The organism is Micromonospora sp. M71_S20, assembly GCF_003664255.1.
Classification (GTDB): Bacteria; Actinomycetota; Actinomycetes; order Mycobacteriales; family Micromonosporaceae; genus Micromonospora.
The window spans coordinates 360,887-381,506 of the sequence record NZ_RCCV01000001.1 but is presented as its reverse complement, the minus strand read 5'-3'; the positions used below and the strand labels follow the sequence as shown (position 1 = coordinate 381,506).

Genomic DNA, 20,620 nt, shown 5'->3' with positions numbered 1-20,620 from the left:
CCCAGCGTACCCGCCATGTTGGTACAGGTGTACGGAAGGAGGTGACGCCTCAGCGGTTCAGCATCCGGCGCACCCGACCACCGATCACCTGCTTGACCCGGGCCTGCAGGCGCTGCCCGCGCAGCGTCTCCGTCTCCTTGCGCAGCTCGACGTTGCGGTCGCGCAACCACTGGATCCGCTCCAGCAGCGCGTCGGGGGCGGTGGCGCCGGCCGGGCGTACGGCGGGCGGGAAGGTGGTGGAGCGCACCTGCGCGTCGAACCGGGCCGCGCTGTCGCCGTCGGCGAAGGCGTTGCCCAGGTCGTGCTTGGCGAGGAAGGCCAGCATCGTCTCGTAGCGCGACTTGTGGCCGGCGTTGAGCGCCGTGTAGTCCGCCTCCTCGTAGAGCTGGGCGGCGTCGACGTCGACCGGCACCTCCTTCATCACCCGGTGCGGGATGTCGAAGTACCGGGCGAGTTCCAGGGTGCGCGAGTCGTGCGCGAAGAGGTAACCGGGGGTGCCGGCGACCAGCGCGGTGATGGTGCCGTGGATGCGGGTGCCGAACGCGAACTCGAAGCCGGAGAGGTAGTCCATCCAGGTCCAGGGGTCGACGAACATCCGCACCTTGTCCTCGGTGAACAGCGGGTGCGAGGTGTGGATCGGGATCTTGCTGGTCCTGCCCCGGTCCCCGGGGGCGTCGCCGTAGAGCAGCGTGCCGAGCGTCTTGAGGTCCTGCGGCAGGTAGCGCAGGTTCGGGTACCGGTCCTGGTGCCGGGCGATGATCTCCGCCATCGACGTGACGTACGGCGAGACGGTGAGCGCGAGCCTGTCGTCGGGCGACAGCGACGCCTTCCTCTTCTCCACCCGCAGGCTGTCGCCGTGCAGGAACATCGACGGACAGCCGATCACGTCGACGGCCGAGAAGCCCAGGGTGCGCAGGTAGTCCCGGGTGATCTCGCCCCGGACGCCGATGCTGTGCGAGCGGTCGAGGACCGCCCGTACGAACCGGGTCACCACGTCGTCGATCGGGCGGAGGTACTCCCGGTCGCCGTTGACGTCGGTCTGCACGCCGACCCCGAGCACCACCACCGGGATCTTCAGCTGCTCGATGAGCTTCGTCATGGCCTCGACGCGGTGGGCGTAGCTGCGGCGAAAGGCGTTGGCGAGCGGTACGACGTAGACGTCGTACCGCTCGTTGATCATGTCGGCGTCGCGCGGGTTGATCCTGAACTCGGTCGAGGTGATCTCGGCGGTGGCGGTGCGCAGGAGTTTGTGGGCGGCGTGGCTGAAGACGAGGTTGCCGTTGTTGTCGCCGATCCAGTTCCGCTCGTGCGTCTCCTCGGGCGAGTAGACGTCGAACGGGCCCTTCTTCGCCCGCATCAGGATCCGCTGGTGCATCCGTCCCCGCCTCTCGTCACCTCCGGGTCTGGGAATACTAGCCACCGATCGGCCGCAACCCGGACGGCCGCCACCGCCGTCACGCGCGGGGACGGAACGGTCACCCAGGGACGACAGGAACGGGGATTCCCCCACGGGACAGAACGGGCACTCACGGACGGGACGGAACAGAGCCTCAGGTGCGGCGGGTAGGGTGCCCGGCGGGGCGGCGCCGACCGGTGGGCCGCCCACGGGCCCCTCGGGGCGCCTGGGGACGGGGTCGAGGAGGAGACGTACGTGCTGGTGACCCTGCGGATCGTCGGGATGCCGGCATGAACGACGCCGCGACCGCCGCGCCGGCCGTCCGGCCCGCGTCCCCGGCCAGCCGCCTGCCGTCGCTGACCGGGCTGCGCTGGGTCGCCGCCCTGCTCGTCTTCGGGTTCCACGTGGCGACGATGGGCATCATCGCCGAGCCCGGCCAGAAGGCCGTCGTGGACTGGGCCTTCGCCCTCGGCCTGTCGGGCGTGCAGTTCTTCTTCATCCTCAGCGGCTTCGTGCTGGTCTGGTCGGCCCGACCCACCGACACCCGTCGGGCGTTCTGGCGGCGCCGGGTGGCCAAGATCTGGCCGAGCCACGTGGTGCTGTGGGCGGCGGCCCTGGCGGTCGCGGCCTGGCTCGCCGACCCCGTGGACCGGTTCGTCGCGGTGGAGAACCTGTTCCTCCTCCAGGCGTGGGACCCCCGGCCGGGCCACTTCTACAGCATCAACACCGTCAGCTGGTCGCTGTCCTGCGAGTTCTTCTTCTACCTCTGCCTGCCGTTGGCGCTGCCGCTGATCCGCCGGGCCCGGCCGTGGGCGCTGTGGGCCGTCGTGGTCGCGGTGCCGCTGCTCATCCTGGCGCTCTGGCCGGCCCAGGCGCTGGTGCCGGAGGAGAGCCGCTGGTGGTTCACCCAGATCTTCCCGCCGGTGCGGTCGCTGGAGTTCTGGATGGGCGTGGCCGCCGCCGAGCTGATGCGGCGCGGCCGGTGGCGTGGGCCGGGCCTGCCGCTGGCCAGCCTGGTCTTCGTGGCGACCTGGGTGGTCGCCGCGCAGTGGGTCCGCGCCGAACTGTGGGCGGCGCTGCTCTCGGTGGCGTACATCCTGGTCATCGCCGCGGCCGCGGACGCGGACGTGCGCGGGCGGCGCTCGCCGTGGCGGTCCCGTCCGATGATCTGGCTCGGTGAGGTCTCCTTCGCCTTCTACCTGGTGCACGTCCTGGTGATGATCACCGTCCTGCGGCTCACCGGCGACTGGGGCGTCGGCTTCACCGGCTGGCGGGGGCCGGCGGTGGTGCTCGGCTTCCTGCTGGTCAACCTGGCCCTGGCCGGCCTGTTGCACCGCGTCGTCGAGACGCCGATGATGCGGTTGCTCACCCCGCGCAGGCTGGCCCGGGCGACGCCGCGGGACGGGGGCGACGCCGGGACGCACTCCGGCGGCCCCGGGGCGACGCCGCCGGGGGAGCGGGGCAACGCCGTGCCGCGCCCCCGGACCGCCGATCCGCACGACGACCACCGACCGGCGTACGTCGACTCGCGCTGACCGCCCCGGCGACCGCAGTGCCCGCCGACGAAATCCCGACCGTTTCGGTGACGCCGGTCACCCCGTCGGCGAACCGGTCATCCGGCGCGGCCCGGTCGATTCCCGCCGGGGTTTCGGCGCCGATGTCCGCCACTCGTCCCGTTATCACCCGGAGGCGCCCGCAGAAACGGTCGTCCCATTGAGTCGCGTCAGTGGCGAAGTGCCCGCAAAAATTGTCTCCCGATCAAGGTTTAAGCAGGTGGGACGGGGTTGGCAGGGCGCGGACCGGCCAGTAATGTCGGCGCGTCCGGTGCGGTACCCGATCGCCAGAGGCGACGCCGCGCCGACCCGCCTAATCGTGAACGACGAACCGGGGACCCAGTGCTTGTTGGGGTGAATCCGCGGGCCCGTGGGCCCGTGGTAGGGCGTTCTTCCCGCCCGAATCCGTCAGCTAACCCGGTCGGCGGTGTCGGAAGGAGTTCCATCCTCATGCCACACCCGTCCACCCCTCGGTTCCGCCGTCTCCACGGCGCCGCGGTGCCCGCGCTCGTCCGCCCCCAGGTCACGAGCTGACCCACCGGTCACCGTCCGTCGCCCGGCATCCCGGGCGCATCCCCTGAGTGGCCCACACCCGCCCGGACGCCCGTCCGCGCGGTCGGTCCGTTCTGCCCTCGGCGCGGACCGACGGCCGCTCACCCCCGAGCCCGTGGAGGAAACCGTGAAGCACCACCTCAAGCGACAGTTGCGTCGCCTCACGTCCGAGCGTCCGTACCAGCTGGCCGCCGCGTCCGCCGCGGCGCTCGTGCTGGCGTCGGGCACGGGCGCGCTGTTGGCCGGAGCCGACGAGGCCCCCGCCGCCGCGCAGGCCCCGGTGGCCGCGACCGAACTGCGGGACGACACCGCGGCCTCGCGCAGCCAGGCCAGGGCCGCGACCGCCCCGTCCAGCGCCGCCCCGGCCGCGTCCAGCGCGGCCCCGTCGGCCCGCGCCTCCAGCGCCGCCCCGGACCCGGACCTGACCCGCAAGCCGGAGCCGCCGAAGCCCCCGGCCGCCAAGACCCTGGACTACGACTACCAGGCCCAGACCACCTTCTACAACTGTGGTCCGGCGGCCGTCCGGCACGCCCTCAGCGCCGCCGGCATCGTGCGCAGCCAGGACGCCCTCGGTGCCCAGTTGGGTACCGACCAGATGGGCACCGACTCGGCCCAGGACACCACCCGCGTGCTGAACGCGGTGGTGAAGGGCGACCCGTACCGGACCCGGATGATCCCTGGTGGCGCGGCCACCCCGGCCCAGATGGACCGGCTCCAGGCCGACGTCGTCGCGGCCATCGCCGACGGGCGGGGCGTCGTGGTCAACGTCGCCGGCAGCGCCACGGACACCGACGGCGGCTGGCACTCCTTCCCCGGCGGCCACTACATCGCCGTGGTCGGCTACCAGGACGAGGGGCGGCTGGTGAAGATCGCCGACTCGGCCAACCCGGCGACCGCCTCGTACTGGATCAGCACCATCGCCCTCGCGAACTGGGCCGCCACCCGCGGCTACTCCGCCTGAGCGACACCGTCGGGCGTCGGCCCCCGGATTCCGGGGCCGGCGCCCGATGTCGTGTCCGGGTCACGGCCCTCGCTCACGGCGTCCGGTGGGTGGCACACTGCGCCCATGGTCGATGAGTCGGGTGACCGGGACGGCCGGCGGGTGCTCCTGCTGCTGCACGGCATGGGTGCGACCGGCGACGTGTGGCTGCCCCGGGCGCCGCTGCTGGAGCGTCGGTGGGCGGGGCGGTGGCTGGCGCCGGACCTCGCCGGTCACGGCTGGTCGCCACCGCTGCCGGAGTACTCGTTCCCGGGCCTGGCCGCGCGGATCGCCGCGGGGCTCGCGGCGGGGGACCGGCTCGTCGTGCTGGGGCACTCCCTCGGCGGGGTGGTCGGTCTGGCACTGGCCGCCCGCAGCGCCGGGCTGCCCGTCGACGCCATGGTCGGGCTCGGCATCAAGGCCGTCTGGTCGCCGGCGGAGCTGGCGAAGGCGGGTGAGTTGGCGGCCCGGCCGGTGACCTGGTTCGCCAGCCGGGACGAGGCCGCCCGCCGCTACCTGCGGGTGGCCGGACTGACCGGGCTCTTCGCCCCGGACCATCCCGTCGTGGAGGCCGGGCTGCGGCAGGTCGACGGTCGCTGGCGGCTGGCGATGGACCCGGCCGCGTTCGGCGTGGGCGCGCCGGACCTGCCCGCCCTGCTGGCCGCGACCGACGTGCCCGTGCTGCTGGCCCGCGGCGAGCACGACCCCATGGTCACCGACGCCCAGCTCAGGGAGCTGGGCGTGCCGGTCGCCACCCTGCCCGGCCTCGGGCACAACGCCCACGTCGAGGCCCCCGAGGCGGTCCTGGACCTCGTCGACTACCGCTGACCGTTCCCACCCGAGGCAGGGCGTCAGGTGGCGGGGGAGAGTGTCGCCTCGTCCGGGTCGAGCGGCAGGTCGGCCCCGCCGGCGCGCGGGGCAGGTGCGTTCCACTCCCCGTCGAGCTGGCGCCGCGCGGCCTCCAGGAACGCCTCGGCGTACGACTCGGCGGGGAAGTCACCCAGGTAGCGGCTCCGGGTGGCCCATCGCGCCGGAGCCAGCGGATCGGTGTCCAGCAGCGCGGTCAGCACCTCGTCCGCGTTGGACATGTCGCGCCGCAGCACGTAGCCCGACCCGGCGAGCGGGAACTGCTCGGGGAACCGGTCGCCGGAGTCCACCATGTCGGTCACCGCGTACGGCTTGCCGGAGTAGAGGTAGTCGGAGATCACCCCGGACACGTCGGAGATCAGCGCGTCCGAGCGGTTCACGCACTCGGTGAGGGTCAGCTCCCGGCTGGCGGCGGCCCCGAAGACGTGCTGCCGGCCGCTGCGGGCCCGGTCCGCGGCCAGCAGTTCCGTGAGCCGGCCCAGCTGCCGGGCGGAGGCCGGGTTCTGCGAGGTGTACGGGTGGGCGCGCAGGATCACCGTCGCGCCCCGGTCGAGCAGCCGGCGCAGCAGGGTCTCGGCCACCGGCAGGGAGCAGTAGTTCGCGTCCGCGTTGTGCCCGGTCCAGGTCGGCGTGTAGAGCACGGTCGGGTTGGTCCGGCCGTGCGCCGGCTCGGGGCGTACCTCGATCGACTCGACCTGCGGGCGGCCGACGACGACGAACTTCTCCGCCGGGATGTCCACCCCGGCGCGGGCGTACCGGTCGATGGCGGCCTGGCCGGCGACGAAGATCCGGTCGAAGATCGCCGAGACGGGGTTGGCGCTGGGGGCCTTGTCGCTGTCGCCGTGGTGCAGCTGGACGTGGGTCAGCTGGGTGAAGCGGATGCAGTGGCTGTTCTTCGCGCCGTGGTTGACGTAGAACGCCACCCGCAGGCTCGGCACCAGCGCCTCGTCCATCGCCCTGGTGGTGGGGCAGTAGACCACGGGCGCGCTGGTGGCCGCCGCGATCAACGGCAGGAACTCCGGCTCGCGCACCATCACCAGGAACGGCCGGCCGATCCGCTCCAGGTACGGCAGCCACATGGTGACCTGGTACTCCGAGCCGGGCGGCGCGGAGAAGTGCAGCAGGAACTCGGGCCGGTGCCGGCGCAGCGCGCGGGACACCGCCGAGCCGCCCGCGCCCGGGCGGAACCGGCGCCGGGCCAGGTCCAGCCCGATCGCCCCGGCGGCGGCGGCCACCAGCAGCACGGCCGCCAGCGCGACACCGGCCGGCAGGCCCGCGGCGGCCGCCAGCGCCAGCAGGGCGAGCAGCCCCGCCAGGGCGTCGCCGAGGCGGGCGGCGACCAGCGGCGTCCAGGAGCGCACCGGCAGGTTCGCGGCGCGCACCTCCAGGCCGCCGGCGTCCCGTAGCGGGTTGACCAGCAGCACCAGCCCCAGCAGGACCAGGGCGGTCACGGCCAGCGCGGGATCGAAGCCGGCGTCGAGGCGGCGGGCGTACCCGACCAGGATCGCCGCCGCGACCAGCGCGGTCTCGGCGGCGTTGTCGGCGCCCGGCCGCACCCGCCGCTCCCAGGTGGCTGCCGCGAGGGCGGCCACGGCCAGCCCCAGCCCCCAGCCGGTCGCGCCGGTCAGCGCGACGACGAGGAACGCCAGCACCGCCAGGCCGGTGGCCAGCGCGCGGGCGAGCAGCTTCCGAACCAGGTCACCACGCATGTCGGCTCCGTTTCCCGCCGTGGCCCGAAATCCGCGTCAGCCGGCGTCGGCCGGGCTGGCGTCCCGCTCCACCCGCGCCGGCCCCGGCTGGGCCGGCACCTCGCCCGGCGCGCGACGCACGTCGATGACCTGACCGGTCAGGTCCGAGATCAGCACGTCCAGCGACGACCGGGCGACGGTCTCGGCGGCGAGCAGGGTGTGCTCCGGCTCCTCGCCGAACGCCTTGGTGCGCATCGGGGTCGCGGTCCGCTCGGGGTTGACGCAGTTGACCCGTACGCCGAACTCCGCCCACTCGTCGGAGAGCGCCTGGGTGAGGTTGACCAGGGCCGCCTTGGTGGAGGAGTAGAGCGCGTAGCGGGCCCGGCCCCGGGTGTAGGAGCTGGAGGTGTAGAGCAGCAGCTGACCCTTGGTCTGCTGGAGGTAGGGCAGCGACTGGCGGGCCACGATGACCGGCCCCACGAAGTTGACCTGGAGCACCCGGTCCATGGTCTCCTGGTCCATCTCGGCGAGGGCGCCCTTCTCCAGGATGCCGGCGGTGACCACCACGTGGTCGATCCGGCCGGTGGCCTCGAAGGCGGTCTTCAGCGCCGCCTCGACGTCCTCGGCGCGCTCGACGTGGGTGCCGGTGCTGGAGCGGCTGAACGGGAAGACCTGCGCGCCGTAGCGGCGGGCCAGCTCGGCGAGGTCGTGGCCGATGCCGTAGCTGCCGCCGAAGATCACGATGGTCCGGCCGGTCAGCTCCTCGGTGTAGCTGCGCTCGTCGGTCACCCGGGGCGCCTGCGCGGCGGCGAGCTGGAACAGCTTGTCCGCCAGGTGCACGTCGACCGGGTGGGTGACCTTGATGTTCTCGTCGGAGCCGTCGATGACCTTGATCGGCGTGCCGGGCAGGTAGCGCAGCACCACGCCGCAGTCGTCGGTGGCGGCGAAGTGCGGGTCGCCCTCGGCGAGCCGGTAGGCCTCGCGGATGGTGCCCGAGCGGAACGCCTGCGGCGTCTGGCCCCGCCGCAGCGAGGAGCGCACCGGGATGTCGGTGATGCAGTCGTCCTCGTCGACCTGAACGATCGTGTCGGCCGACGGGATGGCCACGTCGACCGCCGAGTACGTCCAGAGCGCGTTCACGCACTCCCGGACGATCCGGCCGCTCACCAGGGGCCGCACCGCGTCGTGGAAGAGGATGTTGCAGTCGCCCTCGCCGACGGCGTCGAGCGCGATCCGGGTGGTGGCGTTGCGGGTGTCGCCACCCTCGATCACCTTGGTGACCTTGCGGAAGCCGGCCTTGTCGACGATCTGCTGGGCGTCGGCGACGTGGCCGGTGGCCATCAGCACGACGATCTCGTCGATCTCGGGCGCCGCCTCGAAGACCGCCAGGGTGTGCTCGATGATCGGCTTACCGGCGATCTTCAGTAACTGCTTCGGGATGCCGAGGCCCAGCCGGGTCCCGGTGCCGCCGGCCAGCACCACCGCCACCGTCCGCGAGGGCCGCCACGGTGCCGGGTTCTCCGGTGCGGCGTCCGGGCCAGCGGTGTGGTCCTGCGTCATTGCCGAAGCCTCACTCTCAGGGTGCGTGAACAGAAGGTTCCGCCCGCGCGGCGACCGGATGAACCTTAACGCGCGGACCGCGCCGCCCCCACGGGGCGACGCGGTCGGCCGGCACCGGGCGGATGCCGTACGTGCGCCGGGGCGCTACTTGCCGCTGAACGCCTCGTACTCGCGGACGACCTCGTCGGTCGGGCCGTCCATGCGCAGGACGCCCGATTCCAGCCAGATCGTCCGCTCGCAGGTGTCCCGGATCGAGGAGAGCTGGTGGCTGACGAGGAACACCGTGCCGGCGCCCTCCCGCAGCTCCCGCACCCGCCGCTCGCTGCGCTTGCGGAAGATCTTGTCGCCGGTGGCGAGGGCCTCGTCGATGAGCAGCACGTCGTGCTTCTTGGCCGCGGCGATGGAGAAGCGCAGCCGGGCCCCCATGCCGGAGGAGTAGGTGCGCATCGGCAGCGAGGCGAAGTCGCCCCGCTGGTTGATGCCGGAGAAGTCGATGATCTCCGGGGTCCGCCGCTGCACCTCCTCGGGCGACATGCCCATGGCCAGGCAGCCCAGCACGACGTTGCGCTCGCCGGAGAGGTCGTTGAGCAGGGCCGCGTTGACCCCGAGCAGCGAGGGCTGCCCCTGCGTGTAGACCGCGCCGCGGTTGACCGGCAGCAGGCCGGCGATGGCGCGCAGCATGGTCGACTTGCCGGAGCCGTTGCTGCCGATCAGCCCGACCGCCTCGCCCCGGTACGCGGTGAAGCTGACCCCCTTGACCGCGTGCACCTCCTGGATGTTCGGCGCCGAGGTGCGGCTCATGATCCGCTTGAGCGCGCCGACCGGGCCGCCGCCCCCACCGGCGCCCTTGTGGATCCGGTAGATGACGTGGGCGTCGTCCACCACCACGGTGGGGATGCGCTCCTGCACCTTGGGCAGCGTCACCGTCACGTCGTTGGACGACTCGAAGTGATCAACCACGGCCGTACTCCTGTTCGCCTCGCCAGAAGTAGATGAAACCTCCGACGCCCATCACGATCGCCCAGCCCAGCGCCGTCACCCAGAGTTGAAGCAGGGAGGAGCTGAGCGTCGGCGTGTTCTCCAGCAGCGAGACCCGGGCCAGCTCGATGTAGACGAGCGCGGGGTTGAGCTCGACCAGCCGGGAGGCCCAGGACGGCAGCTGCTCGCTGAAGAGATCCACGCTGTAGAGCACCCCGGAGCCGTACATCCAGGCGCGCATGACGAAGGGCATGACCTGCTTGAGGTCCGCCAGCTTCGAGCCCATCCGGGCCATCGCCATGGTCAGCCCGGCGTTGAAGATCGTCTGGAGCAGGATCGCCGGCGGCAGCATCAGCCAGGCCAGGGTGATCGGCTCGCCGGTCACCAGCACGATGAGGACGAGCACCACCATCGAGCCGAGCAGCTGCTGGAACTGGGTGATCGTCACGGCCAGCGGCAGGCAGGCCCGGGGGAAGTGCAGGGCCCGGATCAGGCCCAGGTTGCTGGTGATCGACTGCGTGCCGTTCTGCACCGCGGTCTGGGTGAAGTTGAAGATGAACAGACCGGTGCAGAGGTAGGCGATGAAGTTCGGGGTCCTGTTCTGCTCCAGCACCACACCGAAGATCAGGTAGTAGACCGCCGCGTTCGTCAGCGGGGTGAGCACCTGCCAGAGCTGCCCCAGCCGGGCGTTGCTGAACGACGCCACCAGCTTGGCGTTGGCGTACGCGGCGATGAAGTGCCGGTAGTGCCAGAGCTGCCCCGCGTATTCGCCCAGGGACGGCCGTTCGCCGGCGAACCGGAGACCGTAGCGCTGGGCGAGCTGGGCCCCGGTGAGCCCGGAATCCGGGTCTGCCACCGTGGTGTTGGCCATGGTTAGGCGCTCCGATCTCTTTCGTGCCAACGGGTTGCGCGCGACGACGGGAGAGCGTGGCCAGTGCGGAGCGCCGCCTCGTCGCCGGGCGAACCGTAGTGGAAAACACGTCGGGACGCAACCGTACCGTCGCTGCGCTACATTGTTGCACGTGAAGACCGATAAGAGGCGGGTGCCGGCCGGTGCGGCGGTGCTCCGTGACGACATCACCACGGCCATCCGCCGCGCGGTCACGCAGGAGCTGGCGGAGGTCGGCTACGGACGGTTGTCGATAGAGGCGGTGGCCCGGCGGGCCGGGGTCAGCAAGACGGCGATCTACCGCCGGTGGCGCTCCAAGCTCGAGCTGGTGCTGGACATGGTCTCCGCGGTCGCCGGGCGCAAGCTGCCGATGGTGGACGCCGGCAGCCTGCACGGGGACGTGGAGCTGCTGCTGCTCGTGGCCGCCGGTGCGCTACGCCACCCGCTGGCCTCGCAGATCATCCCGGACCTGCTCGCCGAGGCGGCGCGCAACCCGCAGATCGCCGAGACCCTCCAGCGGGCGCTGACCGGCTACCAGGACCGGGTCGGCGAACTCGTCATCGGCCGGGCGGTCGAGCGGGGTGAGCTGCCGGCGGGCGCCGACCGGAGCGGCGCGGCGGATCTGATCGTCGGGCCGGTCTACTGGCGGCTGGCCATTTCCCGGACACCCCTTGACACGCCGGAGATCACGCGCATGGCCGCCGCGATCGTCGCGGCCCTGCGGGTAGCATGTACCGGTCCGTCCCTCGACGAGCCAGCGGTGTGGGACACCCGGTCCCTGACCGCTTCTGAACCCCACCGGGCCGGTGCGTGAACGTTGACCTCGTCGGTCTCGACCTGATTCGCAACGGGCTAGTATCGCACCCCGAACCCCCACCCGAGCACCATCTGACACAGGAGGATGCCCCATGGCTGGGCCGCACCCAGAGTTCATTCCCCCAGCGCGGCCGATCATCGGCGACGCCGAGATCGAAGCGGCTGTCCGGGTGCTCCGCAGCGGCCGGGTGGTGCAGGGTCCCGAGGTCGCGGCCTTCGAGGAGGAGTTCGGCGAGCTGGTCGCCGGGCGGCACTGTGTCGCGGTGAACTCGGGCACCTCCGCCCTGCAGCTCACCCTCATGGCCCTCGGCTTCGGCCCGGGTGACGAGGTCATCGTGCCGTCGTTCTCCTTCGCGGCCAGCGCGAACGCCGTCCGGCTGGTCGGCGCCGAGCCGGTCTTCGTGGACATCGAGCCGGGCAGCTTCTGCCTCGACCCGGAGGCGGTCGCCGCCGCGGTCACCCCGCGCACCGTGGCGATCATGCCGGTCCACCTCTACGGCCACCCCGCCGCCATGGACCGGATCATGGCGATCGCCGAGCGGCACGGCCTGGCCGTCGTCGAGGACGCCGCCCAGGCGCACGGCGCCGCGCTGCACGGCACCCCGGTGGGGGCCTTCGGCACCGCCGGCTGCTTCAGCTTCTACCCCACGAAGAACATGCACGCCCTGGAGGGCGGCATGGTCAGCACCGGCGACGCCGAGCTGGCCCGCACCCTGCGGCTGCTGCGCAACCAGGGCATGGAGCAGCGGTACGCCAACGAGATCGTCGGCGCGAACATGCGGATGACCGACGTCGCCGCGGCCATCGGCCGGGTCCAGCTGGGCCAGCTCGGCGAGTGGACCGAGCAGCGCCGGGCCAACGCCAAGTTCCTCGACTCGAAGATCACCGGCATGGTCACCCCGCCGGTCGCCGACGCCGCCAGGCACGTCTACCACCAGTACACGGTGCGGGTGCAGGGCGACCGCGACGCCGCCCAGCAGCGTCTGACCGAGCTGGGCATCGGCAACGCCGTCTACTACCCGACCCCGATCCACCGGCTCAAGCCCTACCTGACCGAGGACGGCAAGCCCGGCCCCTGGGACCTGCCGGAGACCGAGCGCGCCGCCGCCGAGGTCGTCTCCCTGCCGGTGCACCCCTCGCTGACCGAGGCCGAGCTGGAGCGCATCGCCGAGGGCGCGAACCTGGCCGGGGGTGCCCGGTGAGCGCCGGCCGCAAGCTGCGCGCCGGCCTGATCGGCCTCGGCGCGATGGGCCGCAACCACGCCCGCGTCCTCGCCGGCCTGGACGGCGTCGAGCTGGTCGGCATCGTCGACCCGGCCGGCGACACCACCGGCACGCTGCGCGCGCCGGTCGTGCCCGAGCTCGGCGACCTGCTCGCCCTCGGCGTCGACTACGCGGTGGTGGCCTGCCCGACGGCGCTGCACGAGCAGGTCGGCCTGGAGCTGGCCGCCAACGGCGTCAGCGCCCTGATCGAGAAGCCCCTCGCGCAGAGCGTGGACGCGGCGGTGCGGCTCGTGGAGGCCTTCGAGGCCGCCGGCCTGGTGGCCGGGGTGGGGCACATCGAGCGCTACAACCCGGCCCTGCAGAACCTGCGCACCCGGCTGGAGGCGGGCGAGCTGGGCGAGGTCTACCAGGTCGTCACCCGCCGGCAGGGCCCCTTCCCGCACCGCATCGCCGACGTCGGCGTGGTGATGGACCTGGCCACCCACGACATCGACCTGACCAGCTGGGTGACCGGCCAGGAATACACCTCGGTGTCGGCGCGGACGGTCTCCCGCAGCGGCCGGCTGCACGAGGACATGGTCGCCGTGGTGGGGCAGCTCGCCGACGGCACCATGGTCAACCACCTCGTCAACTGGCTCAGCCCGCTCAAGGAGCGGTCCACGGTGATCACCGGTGACCGGGGCTGCTTCGTCGCCGACACCCTCACCGCCGACCTCACCTTCTACGCCAACGGCGCCATCGACACCGAGTGGGAGGCGCTGCGCGCGTTCCGCGGCGTCGCCGAGGGCGACATGGTGCGCTACGCGATCCCGAAGCGGGAGCCGCTGCTGGTCGAGCACGAGCGCTTCCGCGACGCGGTCGAGGGCAAGGAGAGCGACATCGTGACCCTGCGCCAGGGCCTGCGTACGGTCGAGGTGGCCGGCGCCGTCCTGCGCTCCGCGACCGACGGCAGCACGATCGCTGTCGGCACCTCGAAGATGTCCCCCGCCGAGCCCGCCGTCCCCAGCCGCTGACTCGGGCGACCACGGTCTGCGGGGTGCAGGCCGCCATCGTTCGGTCAGCCCTCACGAAGAAGGACAGCCAAATGTCATCGTCCGCCCGTCCGCCGAGACTGGTCGTCCTGGTGGCGAACGGCATCACCGGGGATTCCCGCGTCCAGAAGACGGCGCTCGCCGCCGCCCGAGACGGGTGGGACGTCGTCCTGGTGGGCCGCAGTCTCCAGGCAAAGTCCAAGCATCTTGACCGCTCGGCCATGGGCCCGATCGAGGTGATCCGGATCCCCGTCAAGCCGGTGCTGTCCCGCCAGCGCGGCAGCCGGCACAAGGTCCGCCAGGCGCTTACCCAGTTTCGTCTCCCGGACAAGCCTGCTCTGGCTCGGTACCGGGCCCGGCACCAGGCGTGGCTGCGTGCGCAGACCAGCAAGCCGAACCCGCCGCCGCGAGCTTGGATCAAGGCGCACGAGGCGTTCCACGAGCTGCGCGTACGGGCCTGGGGCTGGGAGCAGTTCCATGGCACCCAGCCGGGACCGCCGACCGGTGACTGGCGTACCGACTGGCCTATCCTGCTCGACATCGACCTGGCCTTCGGACCGGTGCTCGAGGAGTTGCAGCCGGACGTCATCCACGCCAACGACATCAACACCATCCCCACCGCGGCGATGAGTGCGGCCCGGCTGCGTGCCCAGGGCAAGGAGTGCGTCTGGATCTACGACGCCCACGAGTACGTCCAGGGCGTGGAGTGGCCGAAGCCTGAGCAGGCGAGCGGCGTGAAGGCAGCAGAGCGGGAGTTCATCGTCCGCGCCGACGCGGTCGTGACCGTCTCGGAGCAGATCGCCGAGAAGCTGCGCACCTCTTACGGGCTGGCGAAGAGCCCGCTCGTGGTTGGCAACTCGCCGGTCCGGGAGGGCATCCGCAGCGGGAACGTCACCGTCTCTGTCCGGGCCCGGGCCGGCCTGGCCGAGGATGTGCCGCTGATGGTGTACGCCGGCTGGATCGGCCCGGAGCGCGGCCTGGACACCGTCATCGCGGGCCTGCCACAGCTGCCCGAGCACCACCTGGCGCTGGTCACCGGACGGACCACCCCGCTGCTGGAGGGACTGCTGGCCAAGGCGGGGGAACTCGGCGTCCGGGACCGGGTGCACCTGCTGCCCTACGTGGCACCGTACGAGGTGGCGGACTATCTCAGCTCGGCCGACCTGGGTCTGATCCCGTTCCAGCGCACGCCGAACTGCGAGCTGTCGCTTCCGACCAAGGTCTCCGAGTACCTGCACGCGGGCCTGCCCCTGGTCACCAGCGACGTGCAGGTGGTCAGCGCATACGTCAACCAGCACCAGATCGGCGAGGTGTTCACCTCGGGCGATGCGGACACCTTCGTCGCCGCGGTCAAGCGGGCCACCGCCCGGCGGCAGGAGTTGGCCGCACACATCAGCGAGCCCATCCTCGACGACCTCTCCTGGGAGCGGCAGAGCAGCAAGCTGCTCCAGCTCTACCGGGACGTCTCCGCTCTCGCGCCGGCCGTCCCACGTCCGGACGTTCCGTGGACCGTGCAGGAAGGCCCGCCCGTCCGGACGAGCGAGCGGCGCGAGCTGACGGCATGGCGCGCGCTCGGCGAAACCCGGATCCGGCTCGGCCTCGGCCCGGCGAACTACGCCGGACAGGCGGCGGCGTTCGCCAAGGCGATCTGCCGGGACAACCCGGATGTGTCGGCAGAGGTGGTGATGAACATGCTGCCCGCCTCGCGCGAATACCCGGCCGACATCTACGTTGACGCACAGCGCTACCGAGACCTGGACTTCCAGCTGGAGCAGGTTCGTCGGGTGCTCACCGCCGGGTATACCCACCTGCTGGTGGACGCCTTCATACCGATCTTCGGCCACCTCAACGGCGACACCATCCAGGGCGACCTGGCAGCCCTGAACAGGGCCGGGATCAAGGTGGGGCTGCTGGCGCACGGCAGCGAGATCCGCCACCCCGGGCGGCACCGGGAGCGGCACGAGTTCTCCCTCTTCGACGACGCACCGGACGGTATCGCGCAGAAGTTGCAGCAAAAGGCAGAGCGGAACCGTCGAGTGGCCGAGGAAACCGGGCTGCCGGCCTTTGTCACCACGCCCGACCTGCTGGAGGACCTGCCCTGGGCGACCTGGGTGCCGCTGGTGGTGGACGTCGAGTACTGGGCGTGCGACCGCCCGGTGATGGAGCGGTCCCGCCCGCTGGTGCTGCACGCGCCATCGAAGCGCTGGACCAAGGGCACGGATCGGATCCTGCCGGCCATGCAGGCGTTGCACGACAAGGGCGCCATCGAGTTGCGGGTGGCCGAGGGCGTCGCCTGGGCCGACATGCCCGAGCTGGTCAAGGAGTGCGACATCGTGCTCGACCAGTTCACCACCGGCAGCTTCGGCACCTTCGCCGTCGAGGCCATGGCGGCCGGCAAGCCGGTGGTGGCGTACCTGAGCGACCAGGTCGTCAGCTCGGTCGGCTCCAATCTGCCGATCGTGAACGCCTCGCCGGTCAACCTGACCGAGGTGGTCGAGTCCCTGCTCGATGACCGGGACACCACGGCCAAGATTGGTCTTGCCTCCGCGCAGTACGCCCAAGCGTGCCACGACGGCACCTGGACGGCGCGTCAGCTCGCCCCGTTCCTCAACAGCTGACGCCGGTACTACGACGGCCCGCCGACCGGAAGGCCGGCGGGCCGTTCGACGTCCGGAATCAGAAAACGGTGCGGATGTATGGAATGCGCGCGGCCACCATTGAGACACCGAACGAAATGGCCAGGACGGCCAGATAGACCGGAGCGATCACCTCCAGCGATCGGCCTGCCAACACGTCTGGGATCAGCTGGCGGAACACCTCGAAGACCAACAGGTGGATCAGGAAGACCCCGAATGAGGCGTCTGAGAGGCGGACGACCGTCCGGGCGACCGCCGGCCGCCATGTGGCGCGGGCGCCGATGCTCACCGCGGCCAGGAAGATCAGCACGGTAGCCGTGGCGACCAGGGTGCCGGTGGCCATCACCGGGAAGGTGGCCTGGAGCAGCCGGTGCCGGGGAGCCACGGCGTACTGCCAGATCGCCTCGGTCAGTAGCAGCCCGGCGCCGAGCAACGCCACCGTGGTCCAGAGCCGGTTGAGCACCACCTTGCGCAGTGCCCAGCCGGCAATGAAGAAGCCGACGTACGGCCACCAGCGGTTCCAACTGGTGAGGACGTTCGGCCGGGAGTCACCGAGGAGTAGCGCCCAACCCGGGATCATGTACGCCACCATCGTCCAGGCCAGCGCCACGCCGGCCGTGATCAGGGCACGCTGTCGGCCTCCGGCATGCAGAAACGGTGCCAGTACCGGGGCGATCACGTAGAGCCCGGCGATCAGCCAGAGGAAGTACAGCGCGGTGAACACCTTGCCGTCGATCAGCTGCCGGGCCAGGACACTCGCGGTCACCTCCTCGCCGCGCATCGCCATCCGCACGACGACCACGTAGAGCACGTGCCAGACGATCATCGCCGGCAGGATTCGGATGAACCTCCTGCGATAGAAGGCGAGCGGCCCGGCACGATGCGCCCGCGGGTCCAGCACGAACGCTCCGCTGATCATGATGAATGCGGGCACGGTCCAGATCGCGCCGATGTCGATCGCCGTCGCGATCGTCCAGCCGAGGTTCCCGCGCAGGTCGTCCTGCGCGACGATCACGCCGAAGACGTGGATGGCGACGACGCCGCAGATGGCGACGACGCGCAGCACGTCCAAGCCGTACTCGCGCGACGGTGGGGCGGCGGGTACGGTTGATCCTCGGTCGGGTTCGGTGGTGGCGGTCGCCGCCCCAGGGCTGGTGGCCGGCACGGGGACCACGTTGACGGGCTGTGTGGCAGTCACCGGGACATGCTAGAGGGTCGAACCGTTGCCCGCTTCCGGCATTGTCCGGCGGTTGAGTGCACGCCCGAACGGCTGCCGTACACTCGCCCAGGCTCGGGTCACCTGCACTCAGCAATGGAGTTGGCGTCATGATCGGTGGCGGGTCGGGCGCCAATTCGAGCGGGTGATGGCGGTATGGCCGAGTGGGGCAGATGGCGACTGAGCGGCATCGTGCAGGCGTCAGGTTCGTAGTCAGACATCGTCCGTGCCGTCAGCGGCTGGGCGTCGGCAAAAGGAGAGGCAGCGATGACTGCGACGGGGGAAGAGGCGCCGAAGGCGCCCGCCCGGATCGTGATACTCGTCGACAACGGCGTCAACGGTGACTCGCGGGTGCAGAAGACAGCACGCTCGGCCGCTGATGCCGGGTGGGACGTGAGCCTGCTCGGCTACTCTCCGGACGGGAAGCCGAAGCAGTGGCAGATCGGCTCCGCGAAGGTGCAGCTGCTGCGTATGCCCAGCCCCTTGAAGCAGCGCAAGCACGAGCTGCGCCGGCGATGGCTCAGCGGTCCGTTGGCGTACCCGCCGACCGGTGTGGCAGCTCGCCGCCAGCAGGAGGTTCGTGCCTGGCAGGCCGATCTGAAGGTGCGGCGAGCGCTGCTGCGCTCCGAGGGCGGTTCTCCCTTGGCGTGGCAGACCCTGCGGGCGGAGGAACTGGCCGCTCGGGTGACCCGGAAGTGGGTCTCCTTGCGGCGTCGGCAGTTGACCAGTGGGCAGGAAAAGCGTAAGAGGTTGACGACCCCGTCGGACCGTTTGTACACCTGGCTGCAACTGCGTCTGCACGGCGACCGCGCCTGGCGCAGGCTCGAACCGCAGCTGTGGGACTTCGAACTCGCCTACGCGGAGACCGTTGACCGGCTCAAGCCGGACATCATCTACGCCAACGACTTCCGGATGCTGGGTGTCGGTGCGCGCGCCAAGATCCGAGCGGCGGCGGCTGGCCACAAGGTCAAGTTGATCTGGGATGTCCACGAGTATCTGCCCGGTGTGAAGCCGCGGGCCGATAACGTCCGATGGATGATCGCCAATCGGGCACACGAGCGCGAGTACGCCCGACAGGTCGACGCGGTGATCACAGTTTCCGAGCGGCTGGCCGAGATGTTGCAGCGCGACCATGGCCTGCCCGAGCGACCGGCAGTTGTGCTGAACACTCCGCATGCGGCCGACGCGATGCACGTCCGAGACGCTGGTACGCCGGATGTGCGCTCCAGTTGTGGGCTCGATCCAGAGGTGCCACTCGTGGTCTACAGTGGCGCGGCGGCGGCGCACCGTGGCATGGGCGTGATGGTGGAGGCGTTGCCCCGACTGCCCGATGCGCACGTGGCATTCGTCGTGAACGCCCCCACCGGGCCTTATCTCACCAGCCTGGTTGCCCGCGCCCGGGAACTCGGTGTGGCGGAACGTGTTCATGTGTTGCCATACGTCACGCCGGCCGAGGTGGTGGGCTTCCTGTCCACGGCGACCGTGGGCGTGATCCCGATTCACCACTGGCTCAACCATGAGATCCAGCTCATCACCAAGTTCTTCGAGTATTCGCATGCGCGGTTGCCGATCGTGGTCAGCGACGTCGAGACGATGGCGGCCACGGTGCGGGAGACCGGGCAGGGCGAGGTCTTCAAGGTCGACGACGTCGATGAGTACGTCAGGGCGGTCGACGCGGTCCTGTCCGACCTTCAGCGGTACCGCAAGGCGTACGACGCGATGGACCTGACGGCATGGACGTGGGAGGAGCAGGCCAAGGTGCAGAACAGCGTCTACCAGCGGCTGATTCCGCAGGATCGGCATCCTGCCTTTTCGACGTCCGATCGATCTGGTTCGGGTAGCTGACTCACTCGCAACGGTGGGAGCGTGGACCCGCTGAGGGACAGGCAGGCGAACGTTCCGGGTAACATCCGCAGGGCCGTCGGGGTGGAGGACGGCTGTCCTTCACCCCCGACCACCCACGCTAAAGGGACAACCAATGACAGATGTCGTGATTCTCGGCCTGGGCTACGTCGGGCTTCCGCTGGCCCGGGAAGCCGTGCACGCTGGCGCTTCCGTTTGCGGATATGACGTCAACGAGGCCGTCGTGGCGAACCTGAACGCCGGTCGCTCCCACGTCGATGACCTGACCGACGCCGAGGTAGCCGAGATGCGTGCCGGCGGCTTCACCGCGACCACCGACGAAACAGAGATCGCCTCGGCCGCGACCGCGGTGATCTGCGTGCCCACGCCGCTGTCGGAGGATGGCGGCCCGGATCTGACCGCCGTCGAGGCGGCGACGCGAGCCGTGGCGCGTAACCTCCGTCCCGGCATGTTGGTCATCCTGGAGTCGACCACCTACCCGGGTACGACGGACGAGATCGTGCGGCCCCTGTTGGAAGCCTCGGGGCTGCGGGCGGGCGTCGACTTCCATCTCGCCTTCTCCCCGGAGCGCATCGACCCGGGCAACTCCCAGTTCGGGCCGCGCAACACGCCGAAGGTGGTGGGCGGGCACACGCCAGCCTGTGCTGATCTGGCCGTCTCGTTCTACGGTCGTTTCGTCGACACGGTCGTGCGGACGAAGGGCACGCGCGAGGCCGAGATGGCAAAGCTGCTGGAGAACACCTATCGGCACGTGAACATCGCATTGGTCAACGAGATGGCCCGCTTTTGTCACCAGTTGGGCATCGACCTGTGGGACGTCATCCGTGCAGCCAGCAGCAAGCCGTTCGGCTTCCAGGCGTTCTATCCGGGCCCGGGCGTCGGCGGGCACTGCATCCCGATTGACCCGAACTATCTCAGTCACAATGTCCGGGCAAAGCTGGGATACCCGTTTCGTTTCGTTGAGCTGGCTCAGGAAATCAACGCCACGATGCCGGACTATGTGGTCCGCCGGGCGCAGGACATCCTCAACGATGCGGGGCTGGCCGCCAACGGCTCGTCGATCCTCATGCTCGGGGTGACATACAAGCCGGACATCGCCGACCAGCGCGAATCCCCGGCCGTGCCGCTGGCGCGCCTCCTCGACGGGCTGGGCGCGAAGCTCAGCTACCACGACCCCTATGTCGATCGCTGGGACTGTCTTGGTGGCACTGTGCCCCGGGTTGAAGACCTACACACGGCGGTAGCGGAAGCGGACCTGGTCATTCTGGTGCAGGGCCACAGGGCGTATGACGTTGACCAGCTTGCCGGTCAGGCAAAGCGCTTCTTCGACACCCGAGGCGTGACTACGGTCGACACCGCGCACCGGCTCTGAC

General features: G+C 70.8%; 15 protein-coding genes and 1 riboswitch. Of the genes, 9 read left to right on the top strand and 6 right to left on the bottom strand.

Annotated elements, in window-relative coordinates; translation table 11 throughout:
* Positions 1-49: 49 nt before the first annotated feature.
* A complete protein-coding gene (locus DER29_RS01700; RefSeq protein ID WP_121395684.1) occupies positions 50-1,375 on the bottom strand; it encodes a polysaccharide pyruvyl transferase family protein in 1,326 nt (441 codons plus the stop codon).
* Between the two features lie 311 nt (positions 1,376-1,686).
* On the opposite strand from DER29_RS01700, the gene DER29_RS01695 reads away from it, so the two are divergent.
* From DER29_RS01695 to DER29_RS01685, 3 genes are all read left to right on the top strand, one after another.
* Positions 1,687-2,931, top strand: coding sequence for an acyltransferase (locus DER29_RS01695; protein WP_121395682.1), 1,245 nt, complete (start codon positions 1,687-1,689; stop codon positions 2,929-2,931).
* Positions 2,932-3,249: 318 nt separating this feature from the next.
* Positions 3,250-3,391, top strand: a riboswitch (cyclic di-AMP (ydaO/yuaA leader).
* Positions 3,392-3,616: 225 nt separating this feature from the next.
* Entirely contained in the window at positions 3,617-4,462 is an 846-nt protein-coding gene (locus DER29_RS01690) for a C39 family peptidase (RefSeq protein ID WP_121395681.1), read from the top strand.
* A 105-nt stretch (positions 4,463-4,567) separates the two neighbouring features.
* Positions 4,568-5,308, top strand: coding sequence for an alpha/beta fold hydrolase (locus DER29_RS01685; RefSeq protein WP_121395679.1), 741 nt, complete (start codon positions 4,568-4,570; stop codon positions 5,306-5,308).
* Between the two features lie 23 nt (positions 5,309-5,331).
* Here the strand turns inward: DER29_RS01685 and DER29_RS01680 are convergent, their stop codons facing one another.
* The 4 genes from DER29_RS01680 to DER29_RS01665 form a co-directional block, all read right to left on the bottom strand.
* The gene (locus DER29_RS01680) at positions 5,332-7,056 is read right to left on the bottom strand and encodes a CDP-glycerol glycerophosphotransferase family protein (protein ID WP_121395677.1); all 1,725 of its coding nucleotides are present in this window, start codon (positions 7,054-7,056) and stop codon (positions 5,332-5,334) included.
* A 36-nt stretch (positions 7,057-7,092) separates the two neighbouring features.
* Positions 7,093-8,595, bottom strand: a complete 1,503-nt coding sequence (locus DER29_RS01675; RefSeq protein WP_121395675.1) for a bifunctional cytidylyltransferase/SDR family oxidoreductase — start codon at positions 8,593-8,595, stop codon at positions 7,093-7,095.
* 144 nt (positions 8,596-8,739) lie between these two features.
* Positions 8,740-9,555, bottom strand: a complete 816-nt coding sequence (locus tag DER29_RS01670; RefSeq protein WP_121395673.1) for an ABC transporter ATP-binding protein — start codon at positions 9,553-9,555, stop codon at positions 8,740-8,742.
* Entirely contained in the window at positions 9,548-10,444 is an 897-nt protein-coding gene (locus DER29_RS01665; protein ID WP_121395671.1) for an ABC transporter permease, read from the bottom strand. The genes DER29_RS01670 and DER29_RS01665 overlap by 8 nt, the downstream gene beginning before the upstream one ends.
* Positions 10,445-10,595: 151 nt before the next feature.
* Between DER29_RS01665 and DER29_RS01660 the strand changes: the two genes are divergently transcribed.
* The 4 genes from DER29_RS01660 to DER29_RS01645 all read left to right on the top strand — a co-directional run bounded on the left by DER29_RS01660 (position 10,596) and on the right by DER29_RS01645 (position 16,150).
* Positions 10,596-11,276 (top strand): TetR/AcrR family transcriptional regulator, encoded by a 681-nt coding sequence (locus DER29_RS01660; protein WP_121395669.1) that lies wholly within the window; start codon positions 10,596-10,598, stop codon positions 11,274-11,276.
* Between the two features lie 94 nt (positions 11,277-11,370).
* Positions 11,371-12,480: a DegT/DnrJ/EryC1/StrS aminotransferase family protein gene (locus tag DER29_RS01655; protein WP_121395667.1), complete on the top strand. Its 1,110-nt coding sequence runs from the start codon at positions 11,371-11,373 to the stop codon at positions 12,478-12,480.
* Entirely contained in the window at positions 12,477-13,514 is a 1,038-nt protein-coding gene (locus DER29_RS01650; protein WP_121395665.1) for a Gfo/Idh/MocA family protein, read from the top strand. Before DER29_RS01655 ends, DER29_RS01650 begins: the two co-directional genes overlap by 4 nt.
* Positions 13,515-13,585: 71 nt before the next feature.
* Positions 13,586-16,150, top strand: a complete 2,565-nt coding sequence (locus DER29_RS01645; RefSeq protein ID WP_121395663.1) for a glycosyltransferase — start codon at positions 13,586-13,588, stop codon at positions 16,148-16,150.
* 58 nt (positions 16,151-16,208) lie between these two features.
* Here DER29_RS01645 and DER29_RS01640 read toward each other — a convergent pair whose 3' ends face one another.
* Complete coding sequence (locus DER29_RS01640) at positions 16,209-17,366, bottom strand: acyltransferase (RefSeq protein WP_121395661.1); 1,158 nt, start codon at positions 17,364-17,366, stop codon at positions 16,209-16,211.
* Between the two features lie 285 nt (positions 17,367-17,651).
* On the opposite strand from DER29_RS01640, the gene DER29_RS01635 reads away from it, so the two are divergent.
* Both DER29_RS01635 and DER29_RS01630 read left to right on the top strand, forming a co-directional pair.
* On the top strand, positions 17,652-19,229 hold the full coding sequence (locus DER29_RS01635) for a glycosyltransferase family 4 protein (RefSeq protein ID WP_121395659.1): 1,578 nt from the start codon (positions 17,652-17,654) through the stop codon (positions 19,227-19,229).
* 133 nt (positions 19,230-19,362) lie between these two features.
* Positions 19,363-20,619, top strand: a complete 1,257-nt coding sequence (locus DER29_RS01630) for a nucleotide sugar dehydrogenase (RefSeq protein WP_121395657.1) — start codon at positions 19,363-19,365, stop codon at positions 20,617-20,619.
* The last annotated feature ends 1 nt before the right edge of the window (position 20,620 follow it).

What these genes read in the sequence shown, in the direction of transcription:
- DER29_RS01700 (WP_121395684.1), bottom strand. Translation starts at nt 1,375, where the DNA reads ATGCACCAGCGGATCCTGATGCGGGCGAAGAAGGGCCCGTTCGACGTC.
- DER29_RS01695 (WP_121395682.1), top strand. Translation starts at nt 1,687, where the DNA reads ATGAACGACGCCGCGACCGCCGCGCCGGCCGTCCGGCCCGCGTCCCCG.
- DER29_RS01685 (WP_121395679.1), top strand. Translation starts at nt 4,568, where the DNA reads ATGGTCGATGAGTCGGGTGACCGGGACGGCCGGCGGGTGCTCCTGCTG.
- DER29_RS01680 (WP_121395677.1), bottom strand. Translation starts at nt 7,056, where the DNA reads ATGCGTGGTGACCTGGTTCGGAAGCTGCTCGCCCGCGCGCTGGCCACC.
- DER29_RS01675 (WP_121395675.1), bottom strand. Translation starts at nt 8,595, where the DNA reads ATGACGCAGGACCACACCGCTGGCCCGGACGCCGCACCGGAGAACCCG.
- DER29_RS01665 (WP_121395671.1), bottom strand. Translation starts at nt 10,444, where the DNA reads ATGGCCAACACCACGGTGGCAGACCCGGATTCCGGGCTCACCGGGGCC.
- DER29_RS01655 (WP_121395667.1), top strand. Translation starts at nt 11,371, where the DNA reads ATGGCTGGGCCGCACCCAGAGTTCATTCCCCCAGCGCGGCCGATCATC.
- DER29_RS01645 (WP_121395663.1), top strand. Translation starts at nt 13,586, where the DNA reads ATGTCATCGTCCGCCCGTCCGCCGAGACTGGTCGTCCTGGTGGCGAAC.
- DER29_RS01635 (WP_121395659.1), top strand. Translation starts at nt 17,652, where the DNA reads ATGACTGCGACGGGGGAAGAGGCGCCGAAGGCGCCCGCCCGGATCGTG.
- DER29_RS01630 (WP_121395657.1), top strand. Translation starts at nt 19,363, where the DNA reads ATGACAGATGTCGTGATTCTCGGCCTGGGCTACGTCGGGCTTCCGCTG.